This window comes from Mycobacterium sp. NGS34, assembly GCF_059812845.1.
Window position 1 is genome coordinate 69,152 of the sequence record NZ_JCALDM010000012.1, and the last position, 11,636, is coordinate 80,787.

12 protein-coding genes are annotated in these 11,636 nt (G+C 69.2%); 7 read left to right on the forward strand and 5 right to left on the reverse strand.

Translation table 11 applies throughout. The features are described from left to right. Positions 1 to 28 precede the first annotated feature (28 nt). From AC5Y7V_RS24335 to AC5Y7V_RS24350, 4 genes are all read right to left on the reverse strand, one after another. Entirely contained in the window at positions 29 to 1,285 is a 1,257-nt protein-coding gene (locus tag AC5Y7V_RS24335) for a lytic transglycosylase domain-containing protein (RefSeq protein ID WP_499882595.1), read from the reverse strand. A gap of 100 nt (positions 1,286 to 1,385) precedes the next feature. After that, positions 1,386 to 1,928: a DUF1003 domain-containing protein gene (locus AC5Y7V_RS24340; RefSeq protein ID WP_499882596.1), complete on the reverse strand. Its 543-nt coding sequence runs from the start codon at positions 1,926 to 1,928 to the stop codon at positions 1,386 to 1,388. After that, the gene (locus AC5Y7V_RS24345) at positions 1,925 to 3,235 is read right to left on the reverse strand and encodes a magnesium transporter MgtE N-terminal domain-containing protein (protein ID WP_499882597.1); all 1,311 of its coding nucleotides are present in this window, start codon (positions 3,233 to 3,235) and stop codon (positions 1,925 to 1,927) included. The genes AC5Y7V_RS24340 and AC5Y7V_RS24345 overlap by 4 nt, the downstream gene beginning before the upstream one ends. A 68-nt stretch (positions 3,236 to 3,303) precedes the next feature. Next, a complete protein-coding gene (locus tag AC5Y7V_RS24350) occupies positions 3,304 to 3,846 on the reverse strand; it encodes a DUF4190 domain-containing protein (RefSeq protein ID WP_499882598.1) in 543 nt (180 codons plus the stop codon). 66 nt (positions 3,847 to 3,912) lie between these two features. On the opposite strand from AC5Y7V_RS24350, the gene AC5Y7V_RS24355 reads away from it, so the two are divergent. Genes AC5Y7V_RS24355 through AC5Y7V_RS24380 form a run of 6 tightly spaced genes read left to right on the forward strand, consistent with a single transcriptional unit; the run spans position 3,913 to position 9,263 of the window. Beyond that, complete coding sequence (locus AC5Y7V_RS24355; RefSeq protein ID WP_499882599.1) at positions 3,913 to 4,440, forward strand: YflT domain-containing protein; 528 nt, start codon at positions 3,913 to 3,915, stop codon at positions 4,438 to 4,440. Continuing rightward, the gene (locus AC5Y7V_RS24360; RefSeq protein WP_499882600.1) at positions 4,440 to 5,819 is read left to right on the forward strand and encodes an extracellular solute-binding protein; all 1,380 of its coding nucleotides are present in this window, start codon (positions 4,440 to 4,442) and stop codon (positions 5,817 to 5,819) included. The genes AC5Y7V_RS24355 and AC5Y7V_RS24360 overlap by 1 nt, the downstream gene beginning before the upstream one ends. 5 nt (positions 5,820 to 5,824) lie before the next feature. Continuing rightward, positions 5,825 to 6,688 (forward strand): carbohydrate ABC transporter permease, encoded by an 864-nt coding sequence (locus tag AC5Y7V_RS24365; protein WP_499882642.1) that lies wholly within the window; start codon positions 5,825 to 5,827, stop codon positions 6,686 to 6,688. Then, positions 6,678 to 7,505: a carbohydrate ABC transporter permease gene (locus AC5Y7V_RS24370; RefSeq protein ID WP_499882601.1), complete on the forward strand. Its 828-nt coding sequence runs from the start codon at positions 6,678 to 6,680 to the stop codon at positions 7,503 to 7,505. Before AC5Y7V_RS24365 ends, AC5Y7V_RS24370 begins: the two co-directional genes overlap by 11 nt. A gap of 4 nt (positions 7,506 to 7,509) precedes the next feature. Beyond that, positions 7,510 to 8,682 carry an ABC transporter ATP-binding protein gene (locus AC5Y7V_RS24375; RefSeq protein WP_499882602.1) on the forward strand — a complete coding sequence of 391 codons (1,173 nt, stop codon included), beginning with the start codon at positions 7,510 to 7,512 and terminating at the stop codon, positions 8,680 to 8,682. Continuing rightward, a complete protein-coding gene (locus AC5Y7V_RS24380) occupies positions 8,679 to 9,263 on the forward strand; it encodes a suppressor of fused domain protein (protein WP_499882603.1) in 585 nt (194 codons plus the stop codon). Before AC5Y7V_RS24375 ends, AC5Y7V_RS24380 begins: the two co-directional genes overlap by 4 nt. Before the next feature lie 81 nt (positions 9,264 to 9,344). Here the strand turns inward: AC5Y7V_RS24380 and corA are convergent, their stop codons facing one another. Continuing rightward, complete coding sequence (gene corA, locus AC5Y7V_RS24385; protein ID WP_499882604.1) at positions 9,345 to 10,448, reverse strand: magnesium/cobalt transporter CorA; 1,104 nt, start codon at positions 10,446 to 10,448, stop codon at positions 9,345 to 9,347. A gap of 166 nt (positions 10,449 to 10,614) precedes the next feature. On the opposite strand from corA, the gene AC5Y7V_RS24390 reads away from it, so the two are divergent. Next, entirely contained in the window at positions 10,615 to 11,604 is a 990-nt protein-coding gene (locus AC5Y7V_RS24390) for a malate dehydrogenase (RefSeq protein ID WP_499882605.1), read from the forward strand. Positions 11,605 to 11,636: the final 32 nt, after the last annotated feature.

Genomic DNA, 11,636 nt, shown 5'->3' on the forward strand with positions numbered 1-11,636 from the left:
CGAGTGTAGGCGTGCGTGGTCGGACCGGTTAGCCGGCCGGACCGGGCGCCCTGGGCGCACCGGCGGGACCCGGGCCGCCGGGACCGGCGGGCGGGGCCGCGGGCATCGCGGGCGGGGGCGGCGGCGCGAAGGCCGGCTGCCCGAAAGGCGCCGGCGGCGCCGGGCTTTGGGGGCCGATGCAGATCACAGTGCAGCCGGGCAGCTGCGTGGGCGCCTGCTGCTGCGGGGGCGACATCCACGGGTACATCGGCTGCTGGCCGGTGGGCGGCGTCCCGCTCAGGTCGATCAGCGGCGTCCGCGAGAAGAAGTCGTCCGACGGTAGGCCGATGACGTTCATCGGCAGGTTGGGCCCGAGGCCCTCCGGATGGTCGTCGTGCGCGTTGCCCAGCGGCGGCGGCGGCCCGGTCATCGGCGGCAGGTCGACGGGGACCACGCCGGTGGCGTAGGCCGCGGCCCAGCCCAGCACGTTCTGCGCGTAGGCCATCGAGTTGTTGTAGCGCAGGATCGCCGACATGACCTGCGCCGGGTCGCGCAGGTTCAGCCCGCCGCTGCACAGGTAGCGGGCGGCCGCCAGGGTGGCGTCGAACAGGTTCTGCGGGTCGGCGGTTCCGTCGCCCTTGCCGTCGGCGGCGTAGCGCGCCCAGGTGCCCGGCAGGAACTGCATCGGCCCCATCGCGCGCGCGTAGGTGGGGCGGTTGCCGGTGGTGCTCTGCAGGATGACCTCGTTGCCGGGCAGCGTGCCGTCCAGCGCGGGGCCATAGATCGGCACCACGGCGGTGCCGCGCGCATCGACGGCGCCGCCGCTCGCGTGGCCCGACTCGATGCGCCCGATCCCGGCGAGCAGGTTCCAGCTGACGCCGCAGCCCGGCGCGGCGACGGCCATCTTCTGTTCGGCGCTGCGGTATGCGGCGAGCGCGACCGACGGAATGCCAAGCGCGCCAGGCGCACTCACGATCATCGGGGGAGGCGGCGCCGACGGGGCGGCCTCGGCGATGTGGAAAGCCGTCGGCGCCCGGTCGATGGCGAAGACGACGGGCCCGGTGGTGTCGGGCACGGTCGGCGAGACCGCGGCCACCGGAAAAATCGCGGCGTCGCGCACGGGCATGACCTGGCTGTGCACCGCCGGGGTACGCCCGGGAAGTGTGGGGGCCGCGCCGCCGACCGCTCCGGCGAAGACCAGGGGAGTGATGACGGCGACGCCGAAAGCCGGCGATTTTGTCAGGCGTGCGCGCTGCCGCTCGGCCGCGGCGTCGGGGCGTTTACCCCAGCGTGCCCCAATGCGCACTCGACGGTCCTAAGGTCGGGAAACTACCTGCTTAGCTTCGTGAACCAGATCACAATACATAACCCCCGTGACGGGAGTGGCGCAATGGGGGATTTGAGAATTAGCGGGATTTCTTAGCCGCCCGCTCCCTGTCGTCGCCGGCCCCCACGGCCTCCCGGTCCGCACCTTCCGGCTGCAACCGGGCCAGCATAGAACGCAGGTCCTCCAGCTCGTCCCGCAGGTAATCGCGCGTCACGACCTCGCCCACCGCCAACCGCAGCGCCGCCAGCTCGCGGGCCAGGTACTCGGTGTCGGCCTTGGTCTGGGCGGCGCGGCGGCGGTCCTCTTCGAGCGCGACGCGGTCCCGGTTCTCCTGGCGGTTCTGGGCCAGCAGGATCAGCGGCGCCGCGTAGGCGGCCTGCGTGGAGAAGGCGAGATTCAGCAGGATGAACGGGTACGGGTCCCAGCGCAGCGCCGCGGCGAACACGTTCACCAAGATCCACGCGATCACGATGATCGTCTGGATCAGCAGGTAGCGGCCGGTGCCGAAGAAACGCGCGATGGACTCGGTGATCTGCCCGACGGCCTCGGGGTCGACGCGCGGCGAATACCGGCGCGACGTCCGGGGGGTGTAAAGCCGTCGCGGTGCCGTGGACCTGCTCACCCGGACCCTCCCAATCGTTGTTCGATTCGGCCGGTGGTGTCCAGCTGCTGCACGTCTACCCGCCAGTCGTGCGGGAGCAGGTGGTCGAGCAGGTCGTCCACGGTCACCGCGCCCAACAGGTGGTTCTGGTCGTCGAGCACGGGTCCGCACACCAGGTTGTAGGCGGCGAGGTAGCGCGTGACCGCGCCGAGCGGGGTCTCCGGCGTCAGCGTCAGCAGGTCGCTGTCGACGATCCCGCCGACCAGCTCGGCCGGCGCCTCGCGCAGCAGCCGCTGCAACGGGACGCAGCCCAGGTAGCGCCCGGTGGGGGTGGCAGTGGGCGGGCGCGCCACGAACACCATGGACGACAGCGCCGCGGTCAGGTCGGGGTCGCGGACCCGGGCCAGCGCCTCGGCGACGGACGTGTCCGGGGTGAGCACCACGGGGTCCGAGGTCATCAGGCCGCCCGCGGTGTCGGGCGAGTGGGTCAGCAGCCGGCGCACCGGTTCCGACTCGTCGGGGTCCATCCGGGTCAGCAGCATCTCGGCGTCCGTCGGGTTCAGCACGCCCAGCAGGTCGGCGGCGTCGTCGGGATCCATCTCCTCGAGCACGTCGGCCGACCGGTCGGTGCCGAGCTGCGAGAGCACGTCGGCCTGATCCAACTCGGGCAGCTCCTGCAAGACGTCGGCCAGCCGTTCGTCGTCGAGCGCCTTGAGCACCTCGTAGCGGCGCTTGGGCGGCAGCCCGCGGATCGCGTCGGCCACGTCGACCGCCTTGCGTCCCTCGAACTGGTCCAGCAGCTGCGCCACGCCCTGGCCCGGCAGCGCCAGCGCCGACGGGGTCAGCCCCTGGACGTTCTGCCAGTCGACGACGTGCACGGGGCCGCGCCGGCCCAGCCGCCGCTGCGTGCGCACGGCGACCCGGGTGACCAGCCAGTCGCGCGTGCGGGTCTGTTCGATGCCCAGGTCGGTGATGACGACGTCGAGGCCGGCCAGCTCCGGCAGTTCGGGATCGTTGACCTTGACGACCGTGTCGAGCACCTGACCCATGGCCAGCACCTCGCCCGGCCGCTGCTCGAAGTGGCGCAACGAGACGCTGCCGGTGTTGAGCGTGACGGCGTTGGGCTCGATCGCGGCGACCCGCAGCATCGGGATGAAAATGCTGCGGCGCGTGGCCAAATCGACGACCAGTCCCAGGACGCGGGGCTGCTGGCGCACGATGCTGATGCTGATCACCACATCGCGCACGCGGCCGAAGTTTTCGCCGAGCGGACCCAACACCATCATTCGCGGGAGCCGCGCGACGTACACCCTGTTGACCGGTCCCATGCCAGAGAGCCTATTCAGGCGCCGCCCGGATGGCGGGGCGGCCACGCCCGCTTTGCCGATGCGCCGCGTTAATGGGAACGGATGCTGAACATCGCGACGATCAAAAACACCACCAGGGTGCCGGCGCCGATCACGATGCCCGTCACGGCCAGGCCGTAACCCTCCTGGCGGGTCTGCTTGATCTGGCTCAGCGCGACCACGCCGAGCACGATGGCCAGGATCGAGCCGATGCCGCAGCAGAGGAACCCGGTGAACGACGAGATGAGCGACGCGATCGCCATGCCGTTGGTGCCGGGCTGGACCCGGTAGTCCGACGTCGCGTAGTAGCCGCCGGGATAGGACGGCGGCCCGTAGCCGGGATATTGGGGCGGGTACGCGGGGGGCCCGTAGCCGGGCGGGGGGTAGGGCGCGGGTGGCATCGGCGGGGCGCCGTAGCCCGGCGGCATCGGCGGGGGATAGCCGGGTGGGTAACCAGGCGGGTAGCCCGGCGGGTAGTCCGGCGGCGAATACGCCGGATAGTCGATCGCGGGCGGATCCCAGGGCGGCGTCCAATCGTCCCGGCCGCCTTGCGGCGCGTTGGCGTCGTCGGTGGCGCCGCCAGGAGCTGACATGCTGCTCAACCTAGCAAAACGGCCTCGGGATGAGAGGATGGCCGAGGCGGAGGAGAATGAGCGGCGATGACTAGTCCTTTCCAGCCCGGACAGGTTCCCGGCGCCACGCCCACGGGCGCGGCGGCCGGCCGGCGCGGCGTGCCCTCGCTGCCGACCCCGCCCAAGGGCTGGCCCGTCGGCTCCTACCCCACCTACGCCGAGGCGCAGCGCGCCGTGGACTACCTTTCCGACCAAGAGTTCCCGGTGCAGCAGGTGACGATCGTCGGCGTCGACCTCATGCAGGTCGAACGCGTCACCGGCCGCCTGTCGTGGCCCAAGGTGCTGGGCGGTGGGGTGATCAGCGGGGCCTGGCTCGGCCTGTTCATCGGGTTGGTGCTGGGCTTCTTCAGCCCCAATCCCTGGGCGGCGCTGGTCACCGGCCTGGTCGCCGGGGTGTTCTTCGGCCTGATCACCTCTGCCGTCCCGTACGCGATGGCCCGTGGCACAAGGGATTTCAGCTCCACCATGCAATTGGTGGCCGGTCGTTACGACGTGCTCTGCGATCCGCAAAACGCGGAGAAGGCACGGGATCTGCTGGCGCGCTTGGCGATCTGATGGGTCGTCGTGGCCTGGCGGCGGTCATGGTCGCGTCGGCGCTGTTGTCGGGCTGCGGGGCGCCCGGTTCCGGGGTGGTGGTCAGCTTCTACACGCCCGCCACCGACGCGGCCACGTTCACCGCCGTCGCGCAGGAGTGCACGGCGCAATTAGGGTTCACGGTCCGGCACGTCAGCCTGCCCCGGGGTCCCGGCGAGCAGCGAGTGCAGTTGGCCCGGCGCCTCAGCGCGCACGACCGCGGCCTGGACGTGATGGCGCTGGACGTGGTGTGGACCGCGGAGTTCGCCGAGGCGGGCTGGGCGCTGCCGCTGTCCGACGATCCCGCGGGGCAGGCCGAGGCCGACGCCACCGTCGATACCCTGCCGGGTCCGCTCGCGTCGGCGCGCTGGAAGCAGCGGCTCTACGGCGCACCGGTGACGACCAACACGCAATTGCTTTGGTACCGACCGGATTTGGTGGCGCAGCCGCCCGCGACCTGGGACGCGATGGTGACCGAGGCGGCCCGGCTGCACGCCGCGGGCCAGCCCGCCTGGATCGCCGCGCAGGCCAACGAGGGCGAGGGCCTGGTGGTGTGGTTCAACACGCTGTTGGTGAGCGCCGGTGGGCAGGTGCTCTCCGACGACGGCCGGCGGGTCACGCTGACCGACACGCCGGAACACCGTGCGGCCACCGTCGACGCCCTGCGGGTCCTCAAGTCGGTGGCCACCGCGCCCGGGGCCGACCCGTCGATCAGCCGGACCGACGAGGGCACCGCCCGGCTAGCGGTGGAGCAGGGCAAGGCCGCGCTCGAGGTCAACTGGCCCTACGTGCTGGCGTCCCTGCTGGAAAACGCGGTCAAGGGTGGGGTGCCGTTCCTGCCGCTGAACCGCGATCCGGCGCTGGCCGGCAGCATCAACGACGTCGGCACGTTCGTGCCCACCGACGAGCAATTCCGCATCGCCTATGAGGCAAGCCGGCAGGTCTTCGGTTTCGCGCCCTACCCGCGGGTGGCGCCGGGCCGGCCGGCCAAGGTGACCATCGGCGGGCTGAACCTGGCGGTGGCCAGCACCACCCGTCACCGCGCGGAGGCGTTCGAGGCGGTGCGCTGCCTGCGCAGCCTGCAGAGCCAGAAGTACGTGTCGATCCAGGGCGGCCTGCCCGCGGTGCGGACGTCGCTGTATTCCGATCCGCAATTTCAGGCCAAGTATCCGATGTACACGGTGATCCGCCAGCAGCTCACCGACGCGGCCGTGCGCCCGGCAACGCCGGTGTACCAAGCGTTGTCGCTGCGGCTGGCGGCGGCGCTGAGCCCGATCACCCGTATCGACCCGGAGCGCACGGCCGACGAACTCGCCGCGCAGGCGCAGAAGGCGATCGACGGCAAGGGGCTGCTGCCGTGAGCCTCATGGCGGAACGGCGGCTTGCCTTCGCCCTCGTCGCACCCGCCGCGACCGTGATGCTCACGGTGACGGCGTACCCGATCGGCTACGCGGTGTGGCTTAGCCTGCAGCGCAACAACCTTGCCACGCCGGGCGACACCGCCTTCATCGGGCTGGGCAACTACCAGACGATCCTGACCGACCGGTACTGGTGGACGGCGCTTTTGGTGACGCTGGGGATCACCGCGGTTTCGGTGTCGATCGAGTTTGTGGTGGGACTGGCGCTGGCCCTGGTGATGCACCGCACGCTGGTCGGTAAGGGCCTGGTGCGCACCGCGGTGTTGATCCCCTACGGCATCGTCACCGTCGTCGCGTCGTACAGTTGGTACTACGCCTGGACGCCGGGGACCGGCTACCTGGCCAACCTGTTGCCACAGGGGAGCGCCCCACTGACGCAACAGATTCCGTCGCTGGGAATCGTGGTGCTCGCCGAGGTGTGGAAGACCACGCCGTTCATGGCGCTGCTGCTGCTGGCCGGGCTGGCGCTGGTGCCCGAGGACCTGTTGAAGGCCGCGCAGGTCGATGGGGCCAGTGCATGGCGGCGGCTGACCCGGATCACCCTGCCGATCATCAGGCCGGCGATCGTGGTCGCGCTGCTGTTCCGCACGCTGGACGCCTTCCGCATCTTCGACAACATCTACGTGCTGACCGACGGCGCCAACAACACCGACTCGGTGTCAATCCTGGGCTACGACAACCTGTTCAAGGGCTTCAACGTGGGCCTGGGCTCGGCGATCAGCGTGCTGATCTTCTGTTGCGTGGGCATCATCGCGCTCGTCTACATCAAGGTGTTCGGCGCGGCGGCGCCCGGTGGTGGCGATGGCCGCTAACCCGCGCGCCGCCCTGTGGGCCGTGATCGACACGCTGGTCGTGGTGTACGCGCTCGTCCCGGTGCTGTGGATCGCGTCCCTGTCGCTCAAACCGTCGTCAACGGTCAAGGACGGCAAGCTGATTCCGTCGTCGGTGACCCTGGAGAACTACCGCGGCATCTTCCGGGGCGAGTTCTTCAGCTCGGCGCTGATCAACTCGATCGGGATCGGGTTGATCACCACGGCGATCGCAGTGGTGCTGGGGGCGATGGCGGCCTATGCCGTTGCGCGGCTGGACTTTCCAGGCAAGCGGGCCCTGATCGGTGCCACCCTGCTGATCGCGATGTTCCCGGCGATTTCGCTAGTGACACCGTTGTTCAACATCGAACGCGCGCTCGGCCTGTTCGACACCTGGCCCGGCCTGATCCTGCCGTACATCACTTTCGCTCTGCCCCTTGCCATTTACACGCTGTCGGCGTTCTTCCGGGAGATCCCGTGGGACCTGGAGAAGGCGGCCAAGATGGACGGCGCCACGCCGGGCCAGGCCTTCCGCCGGGTGATCGTGCCGCTGGCGGCGCCGGGCCTGGTGACCGCGGCGATCCTGGTCTTCATCTTCGCCTGGAACGACCTGCTGCTGGCCTTGTCGCTGACCGCCACCAGGGCGGCCATCACCGCGCCGGTGGCGATCGCGAACTTCTCCGGCAGCTCGCAGTTCGAGGAACCGACCGGTTCGATCGCGGCCGGGGCCGTCGTGATTACCGTCCCGATCATCGTTTTTGTTCTAATTTTCCAACGACGGATTGTCGCCGGGTTGACCTCTGGCGCTGTGAAGGGATAGCGCGATGGCCGAGATTGTGTTGGAAAACGTCAACAAGAGCTACGCCGACGGCGCCGCGGCGGTGAAGGACCTGAACATCACCATCGCCGACGGCGAATTCCTGATCCTGGTCGGCCCTTCCGGTTGCGGCAAGACCACGACGCTGAACATGATTGCCGGGCTTGAGGACATCTCGTCGGGCGAGCTGCGCATCGACGGCGTGCGGATGAACGAGAAAGCACCCAAGGACCGCGACATCGCCATGGTGTTCCAGTCGTATGCGCTCTACCCGCACATGACCGTGCGGCAGAACATCGCGTTCCCGCTGACCCTGGCGAAGATGAAGAAGGCCGAGATCGCGCAGAAGGTCGATGAGACCGCCAAAACCCTTGACCTGACCGAGCTTTTGGACCGCAAGCCCTCCCAGCTTTCGGGCGGACAGCGGCAGCGGGTCGCGATGGGCCGGGCGATCGTGCGCCACCCCAAGGCGTTCCTGATGGACGAGCCGCTGTCCAACCTGGACGCCAAGCTGCGGGTGCAGATGCGCGGCGAGATCGCCCGGTTGCAGCGCAGATTGGGCACCACCACCGTCTACGTCACCCACGACCAGACCGAGGCGATGACGCTGGGGGACCGGGTGGTGGTGATGCACGGCGGGGTGGCGCAGCAGATCGGCACGCCCGACGAGCTTTACGAGCGTCCCGCCAATCTGTTCGTCGCGGGGTTCATCGGCTCGCCGGCGATGAATTTCTTCCCCGCCGACCTGACGCCGAACGGGCTTAACCTGTCGTTCGGCGAGGTGATGCTGACGCCCGAGGTGCAGCAGGTGATTTCGCAACACCCGCGGCCGCAGAACGTCATCGTCGGCGTGCGGCCCGAGCACCTGGCCGACGCCGCCCTGATCGACGGGTACCAGCGCATCCGGGCGCTGACCTTCGAGGTCAAGGTCGACATGGTCGAATCGCTGGGCGCCGACAAGTACGTGTACTTCACCACCGCGGGCCCGGCCGTGCATGCGGCCCAGCTGGACGACCTCGAGGCCCACGGGGAGGTGCACGAAAACCAGTTCGTGGCAAGGGTTCCCGCGGAGTCGAAGGCGGCCATCGGGCAGTCGATCGAGTTGGCGCTCGACACGACGAAGGTCGCCGTGTTCGACGCCGACTCCGGGGCGAACCTGACGCTGCCCCTCGCCGAGTGATCACGGACCTGGTGCGCGCGCACCTGCGCGCCCACTTCGCCGACCTGGAGCCGGACTCGGCGAGCGTGACGTTCCTGGGCACCGAACCCATTGAGGTGCTGCGCTTTCGCAGCGAAGGATTGGTTCACTACGTGTCGCTGGGCTGCTCGCGCCACCCGATGACCGATCCGTCGGAGATGGTGGCCGACCCGTTGCGCGGCCCGCGCGCCGAGATCGTGTTGCGGCTGCGGGATCCCGGGCCGGTCACCGGCATCGCCCGCAGTGTGGCGGTGCTGGCGGCGACGCCGGCCGTCGACGGCGTGGTGCTGGTCGCCGACGCCCTGATCGACCTCGGCTCGCCGCTGTGGGCGTCCCCGTCGGCGCGGGTGCCGTTCACGGCGGTTCTGTTGGGTGACAGCGCCATTGCCGATCTGCCGCTGGACCCGCCCAGTGACCCGGTTCGTTTTTTGTCGGCCACCCCGATCACCGCGACCGAGGCCGCGTGGGTCCGGCTCAAGGGGGCCGAGGCGATGCGGCAGGCCTGGAGCAACGACGGCGTCGATGTGCTGGATCCCAAACGCCCCGCCGCGCAACCCGACTGATTGCTTTCGCGAGCAGACACAGACTCGCATGAATCATCGCGAAAGCGTGCGATTCTGCGTCTGCTCGCGAGAGAAAGCGAGTTAAAGCCAGTGGTTGCGGCGGAATTGGAAATACAGGATCAAGCAGGAGAGCGCCATGAAGGCCATGATGCCCGGGTAGCCCCACGTCCAGTTCAGCTCGGGCATGAAATGGAAGTTCATCCCGTAAATCGCGGCGACCGCTGTGGGCAACGCCGCAATACCGGCCCACGCCGCCATCTTGCGCATGTCGTTGTTCTGCTGCATGCCCACCCGGGCCAACGCCGCCTGGATCAGTGAGTTCAGCATGTCGTCGTAGCTGGCGATGTGCTCTGCGGCCTCGGAGTGGTGGTCGGCAAGGTCGCGCAGGTAGCGCCGCACTTCCTTGGAGATCAAGTCCTTGTTTTCCACCTGGATGCGATGGAACGCGCCCGACAGCGGGTTGACGCACCGGCGCAGTTCGACGACCTCGCGCTTGAGGAGGTAGATGGGCTCGACGTCGATCTTGCGGCCCGGCGAGAACGCCACCTCCTCGATGCTGTCGATGTCGGATTCGATCAGGTGGCTCACTTCGAGATAGTGGTTCACCACCTCATGGGCGATGGCGTGCATCACCGAGTACGGCCCCAGGCGTAGCTGCTCGGGGTCGGCCTCCATCTGCTTGCGCACCTCGGAGAGCCCGCCGTGCTCGCCGTGGCGGACGGTGACCACGAAGTCCTTGCCGACGAAGACCATCACCTCGCCGGTTTCGACGATCTGGCGGGCCGCCGCCACCGATTCGTGTGGGACGTAATTCACGGTCTTCAGGACGAGGAACAGTGTCTCGTCGTATCGCTCCAGCTTGGGCCGCTGGTGCGCGCATACGGCGTCCTCCACGACCAGGGGATGTAGCCCGAAGACGTCCGCGACCTCCTGCATTTCGGCCAGGCTCGGCTCCCGCAACCCCACCCAGACGAACGCCGGCTGCCCGAAAACTTCGGACTGGCGCACCCGGGTGAGCGCTGCCCCGTAGGTGAACTTGCCCGGCAGCCGATTGCCGTCGGCGTAGACGGCGCAGTCGACCAGGGTCTCGATGGGCGGCTGCTCGACGGGCTGGGTGCGCGTCTCGCGCGGCTCGGGTACGAGCGGTCGCAGCACTTCGGGCAGTGCGTCAGGTCCGGGAAACACCTTCACCTCCGATCGCGGCGCGGGTCGGGAAAGCGGTGCCTAATGCTACGCGTGCTGGTGAAACGCGGCGTGAAGACTCCGCGCGCCGCGTGGACCGGAGATTTCGCGCCGACGGCGGTGCGCTAGTTTCGACGTCGACCGCAACTGTCCCGAGGAGTAAATCGAAGTGAGCGCAAGTCCTGTCAAGGTCGCCGTCACCGGCGCCGCCGGCCAGATCGGCTACAGCCTGTTGTTCCGCCTGGCCAGCGGGGCGCTGCTGGGCGCCGACCGCCCGATCGAGCTGCGCCTGCTGGAGATCGAGCCGGCGCTCAAGGCGCTCGAGGGCGTCGTGATGGAGCTCGACGACTGCGCGTTCCCGATGCTGGCGGGCGTCGAGATCGGCGCCGACCCGAACAAGATCTTCGACGGCGTGAACCTCGCCCTGCTCGTCGGCGCGCGGCCGCGCGGCCCGGGCATGGAGCGCGGCGACCTCCTCGAGGCCAACGGCGCGATCTTCACCGCGCAGGGCAAGGCGCTCAACTCGGTCGCCGCCGACGACGTGCGCGTCGGCGTCACGGGTAACCCGGCCAACACCAACGCGCTCATCGCGATGACCAACGCGCCCGACATTCCCAAGGAGCGGTTCTCTGCGCTCACCCGCCTCGACCACAACCGGGCGATCTCACAGCTGGCCAAGAAGACCGGCGCCGCCGTCACCGACATCAAGAAGATGACGATCTGGGGCAACCACTCGGCCACCCAGTACCCCGACGTCTTCCACGCCGAGGTCGGCGGCAAGAACGCGGCCGAGGTCGTGGGCGACCAGGCCTGGATCGAGAACGACTTCATCCCGACCGTCGCCAAGCGCGGCGCGGCGATCATCGACGCGCGCGGCGCCTCGTCGGCCGCGTCGGCCGCGTCGGCGACCATCGACGCCGCCCGCTCCTGGCTGCTGGGCAGCCCGGCGGGTGACTGGGTGTCGATGGCCGTCGTGTCCGACGGTTCCTACGGCGTGCCGGAGGGCCTGATCTCCTCGTTCCCGGTGACCACCAAGGACGGCGACTGGTCGATCGTGCAGGGCCTGGACATCGACGAGTTCTCCCGCGGGCGGATCGACAAGTCGACCGCGGAGCTGGCCGACGAGCGCAACGCGGTCACGGAGCTGGGGCTCATCTGAACCGATCCAGCGGAAATTAGGCCTACTAATGG